Below are 18,901 nucleotides of genomic sequence, written 5' to 3'. Positions count from 1 at the left end.
TAAGAGCGTCTGGACGCTCTCCAGCCTAAATGAGTATGCCTGGATTCACCGTCTGACGGGTGACATTAGCTGGGAAGGTGAATGAGCCGCAATGAACCAGATTCTGGTCTGACCGCTACATCCCCCAAGCCTGCGTCATATTCCGTAAGGTTAGCCAGGTGATCGCGAACGACTCCGTAGCACTCACACGCCACGGCTTCTAAACCCTTGATGTCGAGAAGCTGGATCTTGCCACGGGTGTACTGGATCAGCTTTTGAGCCTGCAGATGCCCGGCAACGATTGTGACGGTGGTTCTTCTCGCGCCGATCATATCGGCCATAAACTCCTGCGAAAGAGGAATAGTGCGGCCCTCGTTCCGATCCGCGCAGAGGAGCAGCCAGCGTGCAAGACGCTGCTCTACCGAATGGTGGGCATTGCAACCGGCCGTTTGTGCAGACTGGATGAACTGCGCCTGGAGGTAGCGCAAAGTGAGGTCCTGGAACATGCCGCCGCGCTTGAACTCCATCGCTGCGACGGCGGTCCGCATTTTGTATCCATGTCCCGCGATCTGCATATAGACACGATTGAGGCTCCGCTTAGTCCCCATGAGAGCGGACGCGCCTAGAACGGCCTCTGTTCCGGCCAGCGCAACTTCCGCTTGAGCGCCATCCTTAAAGGTCGTTGTCATGGAGGCGCAGCCGTCTTCAAGAAAAAACAGATGTTCGATCGGATTGCCTGGAAATTCGATCTCGCAGTTTACCGGCAGATCGACGGCCTGCAGGTCAAGTCTTCCAATGATGTCTGAGCTGAACCGGTGTAGCAACCCGTTCTTGAATGGAGCCTGTGCCATCTTCCCTCGCGTTCCGAGTGGCCGGGGTGGCCACTCTCTGAACACCAAAGGCGAAGTGACGGCAAGTGCGCTTCGATATTTGGCTTGATGCTGCTGCAATACTACGCGCTATGTTACCCAACCGGCACAACATTACGAAGAGGAAGCATATACAAAGTGAGCGAAACGAAATACGCGCATAGCGTCGAGCGGTCGCACCCTTCTCAAATCTAGTGAAAGTTGGACATCTCCATGGCACAGTACGTGGGCGAAGTGAAGTGGTTCAACAATGCAAAAGGCTATGGTTTCCTCGGTCGGGAGGGCGGCCCCGATGTGTTTGTGCACTACAGCTCAATTCAACTCGACGGTTACAAAACCCTTAAGGAGGGTGATCCAGTCGAATTCGACATCATTCAAGGCAACAAAGGCCCCCAAGCAGACAAGGTGACCAGGATAGGCTCGTCGCCGACACAACAAGGGTTGAGCTTGGTCGTAGCGGCTTAGTACCGAGTTAGTTTAGGCATCCTCCAGGGGAGCATCATTCAGCGGCTAGGCGCAAAGGGCGAGGCAGCAAGCCAGATCTTCCAACGTCACTCGAATGCAGAAAAGGGGTGTCGTATGAAACAAGAAGCATCGTTGTACCTGCATCGGCAAAAACAGGACGGATCTCTCGATTCGATTTGTCTTGCTTGCCTTGCCACAATCGCAAGTCGGCACACGACGGAGGCTTTGATCCGTGAGGAAGAAGATCATGTTTGCAAATTTTCGTTTCCTGCGAGGCGAAGCAAAGGAACCTCTTCCGGACAAACTACAGGCCTGCGTTGAGAAGGATGTCCACATTGAAACTGAACGGTTTTGGCAGAGGTGGGAAGCGGCATTGAATCCACAGAGCGCTTTCCGCTCTGCTAGCTCATGAGCCATTTTGCGGGCAGATCTTCAGCCTGGAGACATCATGGACAGCGATGTAGCTCTCAAGATCGTTGACGTAAAAGAAGCAGACCGGAGCCGCTGGACCGTGTTCTTTTCAAATGGGGCCTCCATTCTTGTCACAGCGAAGGAGTGGGCTGACTTATCTCCTGCTCTCTTCCGAGGATGAGGTGAGCTGGCGAAGCCATCAAAGCCCTTAGAATCCCTTTCCCCCTGAAGTTGTAAGCGTAGAGGGCATTCTTGGCTTGTAAAATTCCTAAGGGAAAGATGCTCATTCCCCTGAAAGGCAGCGCGTGTCTCAAGCAGCTCAAATCATTGTGTATGGGGAAGACCGAGGGTTGCTGGAGAGCCGCACCTGGGTCCTTCAAAGGGCTGGGTTCAATGCCTCGCTGGCACCTTCACTAGGCGAGGTAGAGGAACTGATCCGAGGGAAGAATTTTGCCTTGGTCGTTCTTTGTCACACGCTTTCGCTCGAACAGCGGGAGAGAGCGATTGAGCTCATTCGACGGGTGGGAACTTACGTCTGGGCTCTCATTCTGGACACACATCATGATTCGGCTTCGTCCAGTCACTATGCACGGGTAAGTGCTGCAAGCGGTCCTCAAGCCATGATCGACACGATCAATGAATTGGTCGAGAGAGCCCCCCGAACGCTTGCCCCAATCAAAAGCACTTAAGTGATCTTCGTGTTGTAGCTGACATTGCACAGATAACTTGCATCTCATCTGCGCAGGGAAGCATCGGCAGGGGAGCAGCATGACTTGACGCTTAGAAAGCGTTTCTCTCCAGTAGTGCATCTGGAGAACGAATATGGATGACCCGGTGATCGCAGAGTTGCAAGCGAAGCTTGAGGTCGCGACCGAAGCACTTCGTCTGTCAGAAGAACGTTCAATGCCCGGCCACCTGGCGCTCGAGTTGATGCACGAGATCAGAAACCCGCTGGAAGCACTTGGTCACTTCAACTATCTGACCCGTGAGGATGCCGATGATCCAGCCAAGGTACGTGCCTGGGCGGATATGGCCGAAGAGCAGATGCGAACGCTGAACCGGATTGCCTCACAAACCCTGAGCTTTGCAAGGGTGTCAACAACCTCGCGAACGATTGACCTCGTACTGGTCGCGGAAGCCGCAATCCGCATTCACCAACGCAAGATGGACAATCGGAAGATTCATCTGGTGCGCAATCTGCCTCCAGAACTCTCCGCAACAGCTCATGCTGGCGAACTGCTTCAAGTCATCTCGAACCTTTTAGTCAACGCTCTCGATGCTCTATCGCCGGACGGCATCGTGACATTACGTCTATCGAAGCGGTTCGGAAAGGCTCGGCTACTGGTCGCAGATAACGGCTGCGGTATCACTGACGTTCTTAGAGACAAGGTTTTTGAGCCTTATTTCACGACCAAGAAAGACCTCGGGACAGGATTAGGGTTGGCCCTCACCAGAAAAATCGTTGCTCGTCACGGTGGCACCATTCGGATGCGGAGCCGGACCAGTGCAGGGAAGAGTGGGACCGTCTTCCAGATCTCTCTTCCGATCTGACAATATAAATGACGAAGTATCCACGGGCTGTCAACCCGCCCCCGACCTTCGAGTATCGTAAGAACATGATCAGACCGTGTTTTTTGGTGATTGATAAAGAGTTCGCCGGAAGTATTTCCACCCGTAAGCTCGTCATTGAAACGGCAAAATTCAATGTCATCACGGCGTATTCAGGGTCTGAAGCCATTGCTACTCTCGAACGGTTCCCCGCCGTGAATGGCATTGTCCTCGATGCTGGCGTGTCCGACATTCCGCTAAGCGAACTGTGCAAGACCCTTAAGAAGATGCAACCCGCCGTTCCTCTGGTCCTGGTGGGCAGACCAGGGGTTCAACAAACGCAGGATGCGGATCACTATGTTGATTCTTTCGATCCGACTCAGGTCCTGAAGCTTCTCAGAAGTCTTGAACCGCGGCAAGCCGCTGAAATAGAACAGCGTGATGCAGCACTTGAGAGTAAAGCCTAACTAGCTCAGGCAAGAGAGGCCTTCGACAAGATAGGCTGCGGCCCTCCGATTCCTTCTGTTGCGGAACCAGATGGTGGGCGCGTACTCGAACTCAGATTTGACCGTTAAACTATTAATGGATTGCTACAGCTGTCATCTGCTTGTTTTACTCAGATTGCGATGCGATATCGAGCTCAAAGCGCTGCTGAACTTTCATGCTTGCCGCCCCTAGGACAGTCCTAATCGACCGAGCAGTTCGCCCTTGCTTCCCGATCACTTTTCCTAGATCGGTTGACGCGACAGTCAGCCTCAGCACGGTTGCAAGCTCTCCTTTGATTATGTCAACTTTGACTTGTTCCGAGTCGTCGACCAGCGATTGAGCAATTTCAAGAATTAGGTTTCTAAAAAGGGAAGTGGTGTCTGCGTCTTGCTGAGTTGAGGCGGGGTAAGACATATGCGAACTCCTAATGACCGTGCGAGGCAACGAGCTGCACAGGTGGCCCTTCAGGCTGACGTTCAGCTGTCGCCCCAAGTGGTACCGCATCTGCTAGAGGACCTGAGATACTATGAACGATCACGCGGTCCACCGGGCTCTTGTCAGACTGGTTCTTGGAGTCCACGTTGGACTTCTCAGGAGAAGGGACATCAGCAGACTGTAGTTGTTCACCTCCGGGTCCTCCTGGGTGATGTTCGTCAATGGATCTTGTACCGTGAAGTTGTGACATTGGATCTCCTTGTTTTACCTTCGAGGCGTCGATGACCTCAGCGCACCCTAAGAAGTAGACGACGATAACCATCACCGCGCGGTTCAGCTACCCATGTTCTTTACCGTGCGCTCTGGATGAGAATGCGAAACCCAGTAGAAAGAGAATGGATATAGCCAGCATGGGCTCCAGGAACAGAGATGCCAAGCCAAACGTGTGATCACCCGGCCCGAGCTCGACACGCCCTCTGTTGAAATACTGCACGGTGCAATAAACAGCCCAAGCATCCACGCCCAAGCAGACCAACCCAAAGACGAGCGCGATCGTCTGCTCGGATGAGTAGAGTCTCGGCTGCGCTATGCAATTCAGGCATTTATTGAGTGAGTCCACGCATACCCGCCAGTTGTGGTCGTTGGCCTTCCAGACTGAGTTCCGGTAAGGGTGAAGCAAATGCATATAGATTGGCGTTGAAGTTCTACGCTGTAGTCGTGTTGCCCGGGGCTCTTTGATCAATAAGCGGCGCACCGCAGCCTTTACAAACACAGTCCCGCTTCACTGCGGGCTGATCCAGCATTGATTCGGTCTTCCCACAGCTCGCGCATGTCAATGTAATTTCGTCGATGACGTTCACTTCTTCTCCGGTGACAGGTTAACAATTAGAAGTTTTCGATTTGCTGACCGGGATCACCGTTCGTTCGCGCAACACTAGTTCTGCCCTCAAAGAGGGGATGGTGAGCTTCGAAAATGTGGTCGCGAACGGACCGGTTCAGACTGTCTTCGGACACAAACGAAACAGTCATCGCGTGGATCGCAACGTCATGCAATGCAGCCATCGTCCTCTCTGCTTCTTCCGAGGTCTCACAGATAACGACAAGAACAACCGGCTCTGCCATTGATCCTCGATTCGTCTCGCATTAAGGATCACTCATCGACAAATCGTTTACTGAGCAGTCTGGCTCATCTTTCTGCCTAAATGTACGGCAGACAACAAATGTGTTGCGAACAGCACAGCTTTTTCAAGATCAGCTCAAGCATGCTGAGGGTCTGGGGTGCGTTCTCATGACAAGCGATCATCACTCTTTCGACACAGTCGATTCAGCTAGTATTCCGGTGGATGGCTGGTCATCCGCAAGCTGGTTCAAAGGAATCTACCCAGCTCGACGGCCTCAGACGATGAGGGTTCTTTGTGAGAGTGATCCTAGTAAAGCTGTGGCATTGGACGTGGAGGTTCCAAACCAAAGATGCCTTCCGGCTGATCTTCAAGTGCATCACCCCTCTCGGCCCCGGTGATTTTCCAAGAACTGTGTCATACAGATCAGCTTTCACTGTTGGTGGGACGCATGATCGTCTCAGCAATCCTGAGGTGACTGATGCTTGACGTTTCTCGACCGTACCCTGCGGATACACCCATCACCGGTATCTCTCGACTGCAAGCTCAAAGAGATGAAAGCAGGGAAGAGTCAAGCCTGATTCTTGTCGAACCGGACCTGTCCTTTCTCCCTGACAGAGCGCTTATGTTGACCGAGGCGTCCTACAGAGTCACTACAGTGCGAGATATCAGGGAGCTTGCTTCTTTGTGCAGCCCGCGTCTCTTTGGAATTGCATTGCTCAGCGAGCTGCTCGGCCCTGCGGCCCTCGACTTCGCTGCGAGATTTGTTCGGACAGAATGGCCCGGTGCGCGGATCCTCTTTCTGGGAGCATCCCAGAGGGTGCTTGAAGATCACTTGTACGACGAGAGAATTGAAGCTTCATGCAAGCCGCATGAGCTGCTGAAGGCGATTGGGACTCTACATCGGACGAGATCGACTGCGCGTCCCTTCATCGTTCCCGCACTTGCCGCGAACACGACGCTCGAACCTAAGGTAAGTTCCAGCAAACAACAGTCGTAACAATTTCCGACTCTGCAAAGCGTCTCCCAGCTCTTCAGGCGCACCGTGTGCCGCCAGCCGCTGCCTTTAGATCACCCTTCTTCGGCTGTCTGCGTCGCATTCGTTACATAACGGCATCAAACAGCTGTTGCCTGCCACGTGTCTGGATCTAGACCGACTTCCCAGGGGACAGATCGAAGTCATCATGCCGGAGTTCAAGCCCCACTCTTTTGATCCAGTGGCCTTTCTAGCCGCAGCTGGAATTGGACGCAAGATCGTACAAATTAAGAACAAAGGGACTCTCTTCGCGCAGGGTAGCGCGGCTGATTCGGTTTTCTACCTTCAGAAAGGTAGGGCAAAACTGACCGTCGTGTCGCAAAAGGGTAAAGAAGCCACTATCACCCTTCTCGGTCCAGGCGACTTTGTTGGGGAGGAGTCAATCAGTGCAATTGCGGGCCTTCGCCTTGCGACTGCTACTGCTGTGAGCGCCTGCACTGTCCTAAAGATAGACAGAATAGAAATGATTCGGGTGGTTCACGAAGAACATGCTTTTTCCGACCTGTTCCTTGCGTTCCTTCTAACCCGGAGCATGAGGACGCAGGCTGATCTCGTCGACCAGCTTTTCAATTCCAGCGAGAAGCGGCTCGCTCGTATTCTCCTGCTAATGGCAGAATTCGGGAAACCTGGCGAACCTGAGATGATGCTCCCCAAGATCTCCCAGGAGACACTCGCAAACATGATCGGAACGACCCGCTCTCGCGTCAGCTTCTTTATGAACCGCTTTCGCAAGCACGGATTCCTCGAATACAACGGTCGCATCCACGTCCATAAATCGCTGCTGAACGTAGTCTTGCACGATCAAATTTTCGAACCTAATGCTGCGAAGCCCTCTCTTCTACCCATTCAGCAGCACGCGGCCTCCAAAATAGCCAAACGCTCAAACGCGATTGTGAGAGGTATAGAAGCACCTAAGCGCTTAGTTCGCGGCAAACGAGACAGCACTGGTCGGTGAACTCCAACTAAGCTGTTGATGATTCTCATAATTGGGTCCGATATGGACTTCCGCGATTCACGATACATAAACCGAGATATCGGCCGGAAATCAGATGCTGCACCTATACTCTAGAGAGGATCGATGAAATTCCGGCTGGCAGATGGCGGGAACAGGGTTAGAGACGTTTCCGGGAATTTCCGCCTTGTGAGCTTCGCTTTTGAGTATCGTCTTCTCTCGAGCTCATCAAACGGAACTGCCGGACGTGACAGGCTAGGACCGTCCGACGGCGCGTCACGAGGGTCCCCGCTTACTGCCAGCCCCTTAGTTGGTAAATTGACCATGCCCGGTCCGGTCGATTTAGGAAGCGTCCTGGTGCGACTGCTCGCTGACCGATTCCGTTTGTCAGGTAGCCGACAGCGCTGCTTTACTGGGCCTGTGGCCGTTTCGGAGGATTGTCAGCGTTTGGCGTCAAGATCACCCATACCGGCTCACGAATCCGAACGGCTAAAGACCTTGCGCGCGTACGGCGTTCTCGACACTTTGCCAGAACAAAGTTACGAAGACATAACTAAATTAGCAGCATTCATCTGTGAAACACCGATCTCGCTAATCTCGCTGGTCGACAGCGATCGACAGTGGTTCAAGTCAGAGCGTGGTCTCGGTGCCCACCAAACGCCTCGCTCCCAAAGTTTTTGCGCGAATACCCTCGTGGACGCGCAGACGCTGATCGTGACAGACGCACGAACAGATCCTCGCTTCAAAGACAATCCACTGGTTCTGGGTGATCCCAACATACGCTTCTATGCCGGAGCGCCGATTGTTGCTCCTGGCGGCCTTGTCATGGGAACTGTGTGTGTTATTGATACGGAACCTCGCGAACTGTCCGCGGATCAGATCGAGGCGCTTGAGGCGCTTGCTCGCCAAGTCATGGTCTTGTTCGAACATCGAACGTCGATAGCCCGTGTGGAAGAAGCGCTTGGAAGCTCAAAAGAAGCCCAGCGGCACCAGGGTGAACTCGCTGCCATCGTCTCCTCGTCCGATGACGCGATCTTGAGCAAAGATCTAAATGGCATCATCACAAGCTGGAACGTTGGGGCGAGTCGCATTTTTGGCTATAGCTCACAGGAGATGGTGGGAGAATCAATCCTCAAACTCATCCCCGACGAGCTTCACTCCGACGAGACGCTGATAATCGGGAAGGTTCGCAACGGAGAACGGGTTGAGCACTTCGAAACCGAACGCCTAACCAAAGATGGTCGGCGCATCGAAGTCGCCCTCACCGTATCGCCAGTCAGAGATGCATTTGGAAATGTGATCGGGGCTTCAAAAGTTCTGCGTGACATCTCCGCGCGCAAGTTAATCGAAAAGTCCCTTTTACAGGCAGAGAAAATTGCCGCTGCGGGCCGGATGGCTTCAACCATCGCCCATGAGGTCAACAACCCTCTCGAAGCCGTCACGAATCTGCTCTACCTACTGCGTCCTCTGATCGTGGACACGGCTGGCCTCGCATATCTGGCTACTGCTGAAAGTGAAATTGCCCGAATCTCTAACATAGCGAAGCAAACTCTCGGCTTCTACCATGAGCACACCGCAGTGAGCTCAGTTTCTGTTTCTGATCTTGTGCAACACGCGGTCGCCGTCTATGAGCCGCGATGCACGCTCAACGGTATTGTTATCGAGAAATCATTGCGCTCCACCCAAATGCTTTTTCTGCGCCAGGGTGAAACGATGCAAATAGTCTCGAACCTCATTGCGAACTCAATGTACGCGATGCCCAGCGGCGGGACGCTGGGCGTATCAACCGAAGACATCAACGGCGAAGATAGCGGCGTTCTTATTACGATCCGAGACACCGGCGTCGGCATTGCAGCTCAGCACATACCTAAGGTCTTCGATGCATTCTTTACAACTCGTAGTGCGATAGGCACCGGCATCGGTCTCTTTGTCGCAAAGCAATTTGTCGAAGGACATGGCGGCCGAATCGAGTTGCAGAGTAATGACGACCTGCAAAAGCATGGGACAGCGGTAAGAATTTACCTGCCTCTCCAAACATCTTACGAAGGATCGCCGCTGCTTGGAAGCGATGCGGTCCCTAAGCAGGATCAATAAGATTCCGGCTGACAAATGGCAGGAAGAGGGTGAAGACGGTGCCGTGGGATTCGCCTTGTGAGCTTCGCATTCTGAGAGAACCATGGTGGCGGTTAGCAATCTCGTTGCTGATCCAAAGGCCGAGCCCGCTCCCCAGGATTCCCTTCGTGGTGTAGAAAGCCTCAAAAACCCGTATTGCGACTTCCGGAGACATGCCGCCCCCGGTGTCGGCGACTGTAAGGACCAGTCCTTTCTCGCCAGTGGTCCAGCGTGTTCCTTCACGGCTTCGGACGATGAGCCTTCCTCCAGCCTTCATCGCGTCTATCGCGTTTCCGATGAGGTTATTGAGAACCTGGCGGATGTCTCCTTCGAAAATCCTGACAGGCTTATTCGCCCGTTTCCGTTTCTCAACTTGTATACCCAGATTCCTAATCTTCGGTTCGTACATGGCCAGAACAGTTGAGAAGAGATCTAGGCAAGTCACGTCCTGTGGTAGCGTGTTCTGCCTGTGAAACCGTAAGGTTTGGTTCGTGATGAGCGCGACGCGGCCGAGCTCTTGGTCTGCTTGATCTAAGGTCTCCCGGATTGCTTCAGGTAGGTCGATTGCGGTTCGAGCTATGTAAAGCAGGTTGGTCACAGCCTCGAGAGGATTGTTGATCTCGTGTGCAATGGAGGACGCCAGCCGGCCGACTGCAGCGAGCTTTTCAGTCTGGATAAGGGCTGCTGCTGATTGCTTCTCTTTGGTGATATCCCGAAAGAAAATGGTGATGCCGTTGGGTGTCGGCTGAACCTGGACAAGCACCCACACATTGATTGGATCTGAGTAGTATGCCTCGAATGAGCCAGAAACTTGTTCATCCATTGCTCGGTGATAATGCTCTACCCAAGGCGAATTCTCATAGAGGAACGCAGGGTAGCAGTCCCAGATGTTCAATCCAACTGGATTGATCGGAGCGGAGACCTGCAAGGCGCGGGGGTTCATGTACGTTACCCGCCACTCGCGATCGACAGTCATAACCGATTCGCTCGTGTCTTCCAGCACCTGCTTCAGCTGGGCGGTCGCCGCCTCGCGCTCCCTCAGAGCGACAACCCCCTCCGTGGTCTCTTGGTAAGGGTTATAGACTGCAACGATCCTGCCACCGTCGTAAACGGGAATTAGAGAGTAGGTCCAATACTTCTCAAGGAGTTTGCCGCCCCTCATAAGGGGAATCATGACGTTCTCCCGGACCGGCGTGTCTCCATCCCTCAAACAGCCCTCTAGATCCCCCCTGACGATGCTCCAGGCCTCCTTGAACACATCGCGGTATCGGCCGCCTAAAGCTCCCGGGTGCTTCGGCCCCAGAGTGGGAATGGCCGCATCGTTATAGAGAAAGATCAGGTCTGGTCCCCAGGACAATGTGGCGGGCAGGGGCGAGCACACGAGCAGATTGACCAAAGACAGGAGTGTGGGAGACCAGGAATCTAAGGAACCAAGTTCTGTCTTGTCCCAATCAAAGCCGCGAATTGCTGCCGCCATCTCACCCTTGCCGACAACAAGAGCTTTGCCACCCGTCTGGCCGCTGCTCATTGCGCCGTGCTCCGTGTGGCCATCCATAAGACCCTTTAGATGCGCTTAACGCAACCGAAAGGCCTCTGGGGCATAGTCCAAGCCAACCACGATGGGCTCAACTATACGTAATCTTCATTATCGGACGTAAGTCGTTTGTTATGAGTAGGATACCACTTTCCTCGCTTTGAGGACACCAAAACCTTGCAGCCTGTGAATGCCCCCTTGCATCGAAGTGCCAAAGCCGTTGTCACGTCTACGGGCGGAGGAGCAATGCCTATCATTGGACCAGTAACCGATCACACCGAGATCCGCCGTTGGGCGGATGCCAATCACGCCGTTCCGACAGAGGTCTTGCCCCATGACATCGATTCGGAGCCGGCGCTCATCAGGTTCATGCTTGCCGAACAGGCAAAAGACCATAAGGATGTGAGAACGATCGACTGGGAGGAGTTTTTCCTGAAGTTCGACTCACTGGGCTTGTCTTTCGTCTACGATGACGACTCCACCGGCTATAACGAGATCCTTCAGATTGAGGAGCGGTCGGCTTACAGAAGCTCCGAGCGCAACGCCGCTCGTTTCTACCATTAGCGGCAGATCTGCCTCAGTCGTCGAAACCCTTCATAAGGTCGTCCTCACTCAGATCCGTAAGGGCGACGTTGCCGTCTTCCTCGCGGACTTCATACAGAAAGTGCGTCTGAAATAGGGTGGTCGTGCCATCTGAGAAATGGATGATAATTCCGTGTCCTGCGGTTTCGGCCGAGAGGATGGCGATGTGTTTGTGTTCAGCGGCCATAACTTTCCTTGTGACTGAGATTGCGTCCTGTAGCATCATCAGCGTAACGAATTTGCAAGTACTCGTCTGTCCGCAGCGTGGCAGATAAGAGAATTGTTCATTCGGGCCACTCGTTCAGCACCGTCAGAATCTTAATGCTGTCCGCAGGCACGGCAAGTTCGCAGAAAGTGATTCATCCACCCTTTCAGGAGCTCATCGTGACTACGATCACCGGCCGCACCATCACTGGCGAACACCTTCAAATTGATCAAACCAGGTTCGTAGGTTGCACTCTGGTCCGCTGCGTACTTGGCTACGATGGCGGTGAGATTTCCTTCGATAGCACCATCCTTCGCAACTGCAGCTACGTCTTCTTCGGCCAAGCGGAGCGAACGGTCAAACTGCTCCAAGAAGTCGGTCTTATGCCTTTTATCGAGCAAGAGTGGGGTGATCTCCCTGGGGTTCATCCGTCTACTCCGCCCAACGGTCGTTAGATCCGGAGAAAGTGTGCGGGGTAGGATCTCACAGCCGGACCCAGAAGAACAAGCCTGAATCCGGCTGCCTAGAGGCGATAGTCGACACAACGCTTGGAGAAAGCACCGGCTGTGTCATTCTGCCGACCGACTTCTATCAGATTCAGTTCGTATTCTCTCAACAGAGATCTGGTCTCTCACGTACGGTTTTGAACGCAGAGCTTCGGCCCCTCTGCAGCAATGGAGCCTCATGGCCGCCCCACGCACAAACCTGCTGCTCGAAGCCCTCTCCCCGGAGAGTCGCAAGCGCCTGATCGACCTGTCAAAGGCAGTCGATCTCCCTATTAGAACTCCGCTTCAGGCGCAGGACGAGCAGCCGAAGCACGCCTACATCATGCTTTCAGGCATCGCGAGCGTGGTGGTGAACCTGCCTGAGGGCGGAAGTGCCGAGGTCGCCGTCATCGGCCGAGAGGGGATCACCTCCTGCATCTCTCTTCTCGGCCCGTCCGCTCCTCCTTCAGAATGCTTCATGCAGGTGGCAGGATCTGGGTACAAAATCCTCTTCGCAGATTTGAAGGCCGCGTTCCTCGACTCGGAAGAGATCCGCACCAGGATTCTGGAGTTGGCTCAGCAACAGACACTCACGATGAGCCAGATTGCCGCCTGTAATAAGCTTCACGACAACGAGGCACGGCTTTCCCGTTGGCTCCTGATGGTTCAGGATCGTCTTCAGGAAGATTTATTGCCGCTGACTCAAGAGTTCTTGGCAGAGATGCTTGGCTCACGCAGGACCACGGTAGCGGTGTCGGCTGGCACCTTACAGCGGGCAGGGATGATCGAGTACCGGCGCGGAAAAGTAACAAGTCTCTCCCGCGAGAATCTGGAAGCTGCCGCTTGTGACTGCTACAAAGTTTCTCAGCGCCTTTTTCAAGCCTTATACAAAACGCAGGAATAATTCTCCTTGTGTCGGCTTAAGGGAAGAGCGATTTTACTCTGCTGACTACAACTGTTGTTGACTGAAAAGAGTGCTGCCCATTCGGATCGCTGAACTTTTCTCCTCGCCGCGCCCTGTGGGTCGGTGTGAACGTTGGTCAGGAGGTGGCACCCATGTACAAAGGCACAGTGAAGTGGTTCAACAATGCAAAAGGTTATGGATTCCTTGGGCGTGAGGGAGATCCTGACGTCTTTGTGCACTACAGCCCTATCCAGATTGACGGCTACAAGAGCCTTGAGGAAGGTGATGCCGTTACCTTCGACATCATCCAGGGCGAGACGGGCCGTCCTCAGGCAGATCGCGTCAGCCGAGCAGCGGTTTAGTAACGTAGAGGCTGCGTTGGCGGCCACAAGCACGATGCCCCGCATTCTCTTCCACCCTCAGAGCAGCCCTTATAGCCCCCATTGTGGAAAGGACATTCATGCCAGCTTTACGCGACTTTATCAAACGCCTTGGTCCGCTCGAGGAGTCTATCTGCTCGAAGTGCTGTCAGATTATTCGCCCGCGCCACGGTGGCTCTACCCTTCAGGCTGCTCAATCCGAACATCATTGCGGGGAGTTTTCACTCAATACGGTCAAACGCGGGGAGTTTTCGCAGATTCAGGATCAGGCTCATTCTTAGCGGCATTAAGGGCGCTCTGCACAATCTCATTGAGGATAGTGAGTTGGCTCTGGAGCATGGCGATCAACTGAACGACCTGATCGGGTTCCTGTGCTGAGAGATACAGGAGATAAGCCTGGTTGTTGACCGACTCCAGAGGATTGACCATCTCCCGCACGATAAAAGCAGCATGATTTACGCTATCTTCTGCGGTAGTGGCGTTGGCGGCTCTTAGGCGTAAGGAAAGGTCCCCGGAATACAAAGCGGTCCTTTCTTAAGTAGCCATCAGCTGCTTGGACTTCTAGAGATCAGATGGTTATGCCTTTCGGCGAGTTTCTTCTGATCTTTGCATTCTAGTGAGGGAATCAACAAATGCCGACGCACCCCAAACCGGAAAGATCCTGATTTACGGACTGGATCCTGTCCTGTTGGATACGCGAAGAAGAATCCTAGAACGTGTCGGTTTAGAAGTGCAAGTTGCACACGGACACGAGGAGTTCCAAGGTCGCACGGCTGAGGTCGGCTACGACTTACTCGTCATTTGCCACACAATACCGGAATCGGAGCAGCAGCAGCTTTCGCTGGCTGGAGATCCTCAACGTACTAACGTTCTTCAAGTGCCTGTACTTGTTCCGCCGGAGACCTTTGTGAGACAGGTACAGCAGCAACTTCGATAGCAACGGTCCAGTCCTCCTCCTCGGCATCGGCCCAAGCTCGTGTCAAACAGCTTATACCGCCGTCGAAAACTGGGTGATCCCTAGCCGGCATGTTACAGCGCATTGCACGACTGATAGGAACTGACAAGGCAGGCTAGCGAAGAACTCGGCCGCATGACGCGTCAGCGAACGTATCTTGACGCAAGTGCGACCGCAACTTCCATTGATCTGAGAGGCCCCGGCAGCCGCTCCGGCGTGTCCACAACTAAGCCATCGGGCGGCTTTCCCAAAAACATCGGCTTCGAGGCAGAGTGGCAACTTTGCCCGCTAGAGGGCAGAACATCTTCGTAACTTTATGAAATCTTGGATGGCGAGAGAAAGGGCTGCCTCTTGGAACGCTCATTCTCTTCCCTGGGACGCACTGTGCACGATCCAGCAAACAAGAAATAGCTCAGCATCCGGACGGATGGTTACGAGAGCTTGAGGAAAGGCGATTGTGTCAGCTTTGACACTCAAAGGCTCCTATGACAATACCCCACTCTCTTACCCACACCAAAGTCACGCACAGCCTGCGTAATGCGAGAGCTACTGTGACTATCCTGCTCGTCGACGATAACCATCTCGTGCGAGAGCTGACGAAGACCCTCCTGCGTCAAGTCGGCTACGCCGTCGCTGAGGCATCGAATGGTCAGAGTGCGATACAACAGGCTCAGACGAGACGGTATGACATGCTCATAACCGATCTGGAGATGCCGGAGATGGACGGCTTCGAATTAGCACGCCATCTCACAAAGGATCGGGCGGCGCTACCGGTCTTAGTGCTCTCTGGTGCTCTGCCGAACGTTGTGCCACTCCAGGAACTTCAGAAGCGGCGCTGGGCATTTCTTCCAAAACCGGTGGATCGCAAAGAACTGATCCGCACGATCGACAACAACTGTCTTGGCTGGGCACTTCACACCCAGCCAGGGAGCAGTCCGCAGAGATCGAAACTTCCAATTGAAACAATGACAACAACCGTTTGATCGGAGCAGCAGTTGAATAAACCACACGCGTTTCAGCAGCCCTACGTCGCCGCCCAAAACATCCCTTATCTCTGTGCCGCTTCTTTTAGCCAGGCTTCATCCTGTTCGGGAGGCGTGCTGAGTCGAGGACAGGTTGTTTGGCTAAGTAATTCGAACAACTTAAGCGTCCGCTCCCACGATGCCCCAGCATTTGTGGACGGCATAGGCTTGGTATCGCTCGACCCGCGGTGGCTCGTCAGCTCGCAGATGAAAGCATAAGTCGCTGGTGACGGGAACCCTCTCTGCCCCATTTCCCTAGAGGCCAGGGACGGCGTAGCGATATTCGATGAGATACCTAATGTGCGGAAACAAACAATCTACGCGAGTCGGTAGCTTCGCGAATTGTCACTCCTTTGCAATCAAGGCGCTTCCGGCATATTGCATGACCAAAGATCAACGGTCCTGCGTCATGGCTTTGTGACCTGCACTTCGATTTCCCTTTCGTCAGTATCCCGTCACGTCCAATATAGGATCTTTGATCCGGGCAAGCGCTGAGTAAGCAGTTCTCTGAAAAACTGCTGCATTTCTGCCATCGAATCCTTTGGATAGACGTACTTGAAGCCTCCAAACTTGGTGCGCTTCTGGGTGCGGACTTCTTCCCGTAGGTCGAGGGTCTTCTTCGGATACCAGCCGATCAAGACATCCTTGGAGGTTGGGGTGAAGCGGTGAGTGATCAATTCCACCGTCAAATCTATATTGGGCACGCCTACGAGAGACTGAGCAATATCAGAGATCAACGTCGAATATTCGCCACGCCAGTTCTCCACCGGCATGATAGGTGCGATCGTTAGACCGACTGGGTAGCCGGCCAGAGCCATCTTGCGTAGAGCTCTCAGTCGCTGGGAAAGCTTGGCGGTGCCGCCCTCGAAGTCGCGTGAAATGCTAGCCGCATTAAGGGAGAAACGAACTCTAGTTCGTCTGTGATGGTCCAGCTTCATGAGATGGTCTACTGCGTCGAACTTGGTAGTCCAACGAAGCTGGACGGGTGCCTCCCATGCACCAAAGAAACGGATCGATTCTGCAAGAGCACCGGTCAGATGCTCGATACCAAGAGGGTCGGTGTAGCAAGAGGCTTCGAATGTAGTGCCCTCCTCAGCACGTTCGCGAGACTTCGAGGTTATGGTTCCCTTCCCCAGATACTCATAAAGGCCTTCGAGGATCTCCGGTAGGTTCGCGTAAGCGCGGGTCACTGGAGGCCCGCTCAGGGATCCGGCAAGGTAGCAGTACTGACAGTGCGCGGGACAGCCCTGTGCGATGTGGAACTGCCAGTCCGCTGAAGGCGGTATCGGTTGCAGACGGCGCTGCCCCGGAGGCGAGATCACGATAGCAAAGCTCGTCTTGGCATGTGCGTAAGCACTGCGTTCATCTTCGGCGGTGAACCCTGTCAACCGGTTAGCCTTCAGCTTGATCACTTCTGCGCCAAGCTGCTCGGCTCGGGATAGCATGGCCTGACCATGTGCCAGCTTCAGGGCCTCAGGGGTAATGAGCACCCTGCGAGGATGCCAGAGCTTGCCTTGAACGACGCCGGCTTCTTGTAGCTCTTTTTCCATCCCAAATTCGATAGCTGCCAATGAGGTTTGGGTGCCCTGGAATTCTCCGCCATATAGGGTGTTGTTCGTCCTGCGAAAAGCGGAATCGAGAATGGGCCAGCTGTTTGGATTGTCGGATAGCCACGACCGGATTGTGATCAACCCCCGGGTAAAGTCGTGGAGGCGGCATGTCTTCTGTGTTTCACAGCGTCATCAGCTGCTCGCGATTCAGGCGCACCTAAGTTTCCTTATTAGGTTTCCAAGGTCCTTGTCGTCGCGTAAGCCGACGAATTTAATGTGTCTCAGATGGTCCGCGCCGGTCCACGCCAAGGGCTCGATTTGCGCGACTGTTTCCAGCTTGAGCCAGACACACTCTTTCATCTTCTCGGTTGTGAGTCCCTGACCCCAATGCCCGCTTGCGGCTTCGGGCAGCTTGGTAAACGGGTATTTCGGCGAGGTGAGATGTTTGATTTGCTCGAAGACCTTGCGGCGTGTGGCCCGGACGAATCCTGCACGAACGCGAGAGGCGTAGACCGGTTCTTTGCCTCGATAAAAGCCAATGATGATGGAGTCGAGACCCAGATTGCTAGTTAGCCAAAGCATATGTTCTTACCCGACAGAGGGCCCACTAGATTTGGAGGTTTTGAACTAAGTCTTCAATGACTGGGTTTGATCGCTCGACCTTGGGACCTCGTCGAGCACTGGAAGCGTTTCGTCACTGACGAATAGTCAGTCGCTTTGATACCGGCTATGTTGATCCCTTCGATCAGGAACACTCGACCTCCGCCGTATGCTGGGCAACCATCTTCCTTCACTTCTCCTCTACCAATGAAGCAAAAAACAATGATGTCCCTCGTCAATCAGCCTCCAACGGGCTGCCGTAGGTGAGTTGTACGTAGATCGAGCTTACCCAACCACAACTTAGTTTTATGACATTCCGGAGATTTCCGGAACACGATCACCCGCGCCTTGGAGGCAGTCCCTTGTCCCGTTACAACCTGAAGTCACTCCTTTGCCCCACCGAGACGGTTAACGTAGAGCAGCTCGAAACTGACCGTAGAATCCTCGCCTTTGATCGCACCATCCAGCACCTGAATCGTCGCGGCTTCCTTGGTGCCATGCTCAGCGCAGCCGCGATCGGAATGGTGGCCGGCGAACGCGAGGCCCATGCGCAGACCGCAACCGCATCTATCACGGACGTGCTCAACTTCGCCCTCAACCTCGAGTACCTCGAAGCCAACTTCTATCTCTACGTCACCACCGGCTCAGGCCTCAGCTTATCGCTCAACGGTGGCGGCTTAGCCGTACAGGGCGCACCCCCCAAGATCGCTCTCACCGCCAACACCATGGCCGTAGCCCAGGCGCTCGCCAACGATGAAGTCAATCATATTGCCGATCTCCGCTCCGCCATTACCTCGCTCGGCGGCACGCCCATCGCGCAGCCCCTGATCAACCTCTCCGCCAACGGTGCGGTCACGACGCAGGCTCAGTTCCTGGCCGCCGCACGCCAGTTCACCGCGCTCGGCGGCTCGGCATACGTCGGCTCCGCACAGCTTCTCGTCTCGAATCCCAGCGTCCTCACCACCGCAGGCCAGATTCTCGGCGCGGAAGGGCAGCATGCCGGTGCCCTGGCCTACCTCTGCGTCACCCAGAACGTCGTGAGCCCCGCCATCGACGCGCAGGACATCCCCCCAACCGCCACCAACTACTTCACCGTGGATGCCGTCAACGCGCTCTCGCCCGCGCGCAACACCTCGCAGGTCCTCGGCGTGGCCTATGGCAAATCCACTGCGACTACCACCACTCCCACTACCGGCGTGACCATGGGTGGCTTCTTCCCCAATGGCGTCAACGGCAACGTCAAGTCCACCTAGCGTGTAGCGCACCTGCTTCC

General features: G+C 54.3%; 19 protein-coding genes. 10 read left to right on the top strand and 9 right to left on the bottom strand.

Annotated features, from left to right (window positions below):
• Positions 1-65: 65 nt before the first annotated feature.
• Complete coding sequence (locus tag ACIX9_RS21705; protein WP_013573035.1) at positions 66-830, bottom strand: Crp/Fnr family transcriptional regulator; 765 nt, start codon at positions 828-830, stop codon at positions 66-68.
• Between the two features lie 231 nt (positions 831-1,061).
• On the opposite strand from ACIX9_RS21705, the gene ACIX9_RS21700 reads away from it, so the two are divergent.
• The 3 genes from ACIX9_RS21700 (at position 1,062) to ACIX9_RS21685 (ending at position 3,739) form a co-directional block, all read left to right on the top strand.
• Entirely contained in the window at positions 1,062-1,313 is a 252-nt protein-coding gene (locus tag ACIX9_RS21700; RefSeq protein WP_013573034.1) for a cold shock domain-containing protein, read from the top strand.
• Between the two features lie 1,233 nt (positions 1,314-2,546).
• Entirely contained in the window at positions 2,547-3,275 is a 729-nt protein-coding gene (locus tag ACIX9_RS21690) for a sensor histidine kinase (RefSeq protein ID WP_013573031.1), read from the top strand.
• A gap of 86 nt (positions 3,276-3,361) precedes the next feature.
• Positions 3,362-3,739 (top strand): response regulator transcription factor, encoded by a 378-nt coding sequence (locus tag ACIX9_RS21685; protein WP_232298978.1) that lies wholly within the window; start codon positions 3,362-3,364, stop codon positions 3,737-3,739.
• 145 nt (positions 3,740-3,884) lie between these two features.
• Here the strand turns inward: ACIX9_RS21685 and ACIX9_RS21680 are convergent, their stop codons facing one another.
• Both ACIX9_RS21680 and ACIX9_RS21670 read right to left on the bottom strand, forming a co-directional pair.
• Positions 3,885-4,172, bottom strand: a complete 288-nt coding sequence (locus ACIX9_RS21680) for a KH domain-containing protein (protein ID WP_013573029.1) — start codon at positions 4,170-4,172, stop codon at positions 3,885-3,887.
• Positions 4,173-5,078: 906 nt separating this feature from the next.
• Entirely contained in the window at positions 5,079-5,315 is a 237-nt protein-coding gene (locus ACIX9_RS21670) for a hypothetical protein (RefSeq protein ID WP_013573027.1), read from the bottom strand.
• 1,180 nt (positions 5,316-6,495) lie between these two features.
• Between ACIX9_RS21670 and ACIX9_RS21660 the strand changes: the two genes are divergently transcribed.
• On the top strand, positions 6,496-7,302 hold the full coding sequence (locus tag ACIX9_RS21660) for a Crp/Fnr family transcriptional regulator (protein WP_013573025.1): 807 nt from the start codon (positions 6,496-6,498) through the stop codon (positions 7,300-7,302).
• 417 nt (positions 7,303-7,719) lie between these two features.
• Entirely contained in the window at positions 7,720-9,393 is a 1,674-nt protein-coding gene (locus ACIX9_RS21655) for a sensor histidine kinase (RefSeq protein ID WP_232298973.1), read from the top strand.
• Here the strand turns inward: ACIX9_RS21655 and ACIX9_RS21650 are convergent.
• On the bottom strand, positions 9,377-10,939 hold the full coding sequence (locus ACIX9_RS21650; protein ID WP_041598195.1) for a two-component system sensor histidine kinase NtrB: 1,563 nt from the start codon (positions 10,937-10,939) through the stop codon (positions 9,377-9,379). The genes ACIX9_RS21655 and ACIX9_RS21650 overlap by 17 nt on opposite strands.
• A 252-nt stretch (positions 10,940-11,191) precedes the next feature.
• On the opposite strand from ACIX9_RS21650, the gene ACIX9_RS21645 reads away from it, so the two are divergent.
• Entirely contained in the window at positions 11,192-11,509 is a 318-nt protein-coding gene (locus ACIX9_RS21645) for a hypothetical protein (protein ID WP_013573022.1), read from the top strand.
• A gap of 13 nt (positions 11,510-11,522) precedes the next feature.
• Here ACIX9_RS21645 and ACIX9_RS21640 read toward each other — a convergent pair whose 3' ends face one another.
• The gene (locus ACIX9_RS21640) at positions 11,523-11,714 is read right to left on the bottom strand and encodes a hypothetical protein (RefSeq protein WP_013573021.1); all 192 of its coding nucleotides are present in this window, start codon (positions 11,712-11,714) and stop codon (positions 11,523-11,525) included.
• A 131-nt stretch (positions 11,715-11,845) separates the two neighbouring features.
• Positions 11,846-12,160 (bottom strand): hypothetical protein, encoded by a 315-nt coding sequence (locus tag ACIX9_RS21635; RefSeq protein ID WP_013573020.1) that lies wholly within the window; start codon positions 12,158-12,160, stop codon positions 11,846-11,848.
• Positions 12,161-12,416: 256 nt separating this feature from the next.
• Here ACIX9_RS21635 and ACIX9_RS21630 point away from each other — a divergent pair, with 256 nt between their 5' ends.
• Both ACIX9_RS21630 and ACIX9_RS21625 read left to right on the top strand, forming a co-directional pair.
• Complete coding sequence (locus ACIX9_RS21630) at positions 12,417-13,121, top strand: Crp/Fnr family transcriptional regulator (RefSeq protein WP_013573019.1); 705 nt, start codon at positions 12,417-12,419, stop codon at positions 13,119-13,121.
• Positions 13,122-13,273: 152 nt separating this feature from the next.
• Positions 13,274-13,483 (top strand): cold shock domain-containing protein, encoded by a 210-nt coding sequence (locus ACIX9_RS21625; protein ID WP_013573018.1) that lies wholly within the window; start codon positions 13,274-13,276, stop codon positions 13,481-13,483.
• Between the two features lie 252 nt (positions 13,484-13,735).
• On the opposite strand, the gene ACIX9_RS21620 is transcribed toward ACIX9_RS21625, so the two are convergent.
• Positions 13,736-13,930 carry a hypothetical protein gene (locus ACIX9_RS21620; protein ID WP_041598161.1) on the bottom strand — a complete coding sequence of 65 codons (195 nt, stop codon included), beginning with the start codon at positions 13,928-13,930 and terminating at the stop codon, positions 13,736-13,738.
• Between the two features lie 1,077 nt (positions 13,931-15,007).
• On the opposite strand from ACIX9_RS21620, the gene ACIX9_RS24280 reads away from it, so the two are divergent.
• Positions 15,008-15,439, top strand: a complete 432-nt coding sequence (locus tag ACIX9_RS24280) for a response regulator (protein WP_157478307.1) — start codon at positions 15,008-15,010, stop codon at positions 15,437-15,439.
• Between the two features lie 494 nt (positions 15,440-15,933).
• Here the strand turns inward: ACIX9_RS24280 and ACIX9_RS21610 are convergent, their stop codons facing one another.
• The gene (locus ACIX9_RS21610) at positions 15,934-17,028 is read right to left on the bottom strand and encodes a spore photoproduct lyase family protein (RefSeq protein ID WP_013573014.1); all 1,095 of its coding nucleotides are present in this window, start codon (positions 17,026-17,028) and stop codon (positions 15,934-15,936) included.
• 207 nt (positions 17,029-17,235) lie between these two features.
• The gene (locus tag ACIX9_RS21605; protein ID WP_013573013.1) at positions 17,236-17,610 is read right to left on the bottom strand and encodes an ATP dependent DNA ligase; all 375 of its coding nucleotides are present in this window, start codon (positions 17,608-17,610) and stop codon (positions 17,236-17,238) included.
• A gap of 380 nt (positions 17,611-17,990) precedes the next feature.
• Between ACIX9_RS21605 and ACIX9_RS21600 the strand changes: the two genes are divergently transcribed.
• Positions 17,991-18,881 (top strand): ferritin-like domain-containing protein, encoded by an 891-nt coding sequence (locus tag ACIX9_RS21600; RefSeq protein WP_013573012.1) that lies wholly within the window; start codon positions 17,991-17,993, stop codon positions 18,879-18,881.
• Positions 18,882-18,901 lie beyond the last annotated feature (20 nt).

It is taken from the genome of Granulicella tundricola MP5ACTX9 (assembly GCF_000178975.2).
Classification (GTDB): domain Bacteria; phylum Acidobacteriota; class Terriglobia; order Terriglobales; family Acidobacteriaceae; genus Edaphobacter; species Edaphobacter tundricola.
This window is presented reverse-complemented; position numbering and strand designations above follow the sequence as displayed.

Excerpts from the sequence above, each read along its gene's own strand:
- ACIX9_RS21705 (WP_013573035.1), bottom strand. The coding sequence starts at position 830 with ATGGCACAGGCTCCATTCAAGAACGGGTTGCTACACCGGTTCAGCTCA.
- ACIX9_RS21660 (WP_013573025.1), top strand. The coding sequence starts at position 6,496 with ATGCCGGAGTTCAAGCCCCACTCTTTTGATCCAGTGGCCTTTCTAGCC.
- ACIX9_RS21610 (WP_013573014.1), bottom strand. The coding sequence starts at position 17,028 with ATGGAAAAAGAGCTACAAGAAGCCGGCGTCGTTCAAGGCAAGCTCTGG.
- ACIX9_RS21635 (WP_013573020.1), bottom strand. The coding sequence starts at position 12,160 with ATGAACCCCAGGGAGATCACCCCACTCTTGCTCGATAAAAGGCATAAG.
- ACIX9_RS21640 (WP_013573021.1), bottom strand. The coding sequence starts at position 11,714 with ATGGCCGCTGAACACAAACACATCGCCATCCTCTCGGCCGAAACCGCA.
- ACIX9_RS21650 (WP_041598195.1), bottom strand. The coding sequence starts at position 10,939 with ATGAGCAGCGGCCAGACGGGTGGCAAAGCTCTTGTTGTCGGCAAGGGT.
- ACIX9_RS21645 (WP_013573022.1), top strand. The coding sequence starts at position 11,192 with ATGCCTATCATTGGACCAGTAACCGATCACACCGAGATCCGCCGTTGG.
- ACIX9_RS21605 (WP_013573013.1), bottom strand. The coding sequence starts at position 17,610 with ATGCTTTGGCTAACTAGCAATCTGGGTCTCGACTCCATCATCATTGGC.
- ACIX9_RS21625 (WP_013573018.1), top strand. The coding sequence starts at position 13,274 with ATGTACAAAGGCACAGTGAAGTGGTTCAACAATGCAAAAGGTTATGGA.
- ACIX9_RS21680 (WP_013573029.1), bottom strand. The coding sequence starts at position 4,172 with ATGTCTTACCCCGCCTCAACTCAGCAAGACGCAGACACCACTTCCCTT.
- ACIX9_RS21690 (WP_013573031.1), top strand. The coding sequence starts at position 2,547 with ATGGATGACCCGGTGATCGCAGAGTTGCAAGCGAAGCTTGAGGTCGCG.
- ACIX9_RS21620 (WP_041598161.1), bottom strand. The coding sequence starts at position 13,930 with ATGGTCAATCCTCTGGAGTCGGTCAACAACCAGGCTTATCTCCTGTAT.
- ACIX9_RS21630 (WP_013573019.1), top strand. The coding sequence starts at position 12,417 with ATGGCCGCCCCACGCACAAACCTGCTGCTCGAAGCCCTCTCCCCGGAG.
- ACIX9_RS21670 (WP_013573027.1), bottom strand. The coding sequence starts at position 5,315 with ATGGCAGAGCCGGTTGTTCTTGTCGTTATCTGTGAGACCTCGGAAGAA.
- ACIX9_RS21700 (WP_013573034.1), top strand. The coding sequence starts at position 1,062 with ATGGCACAGTACGTGGGCGAAGTGAAGTGGTTCAACAATGCAAAAGGC.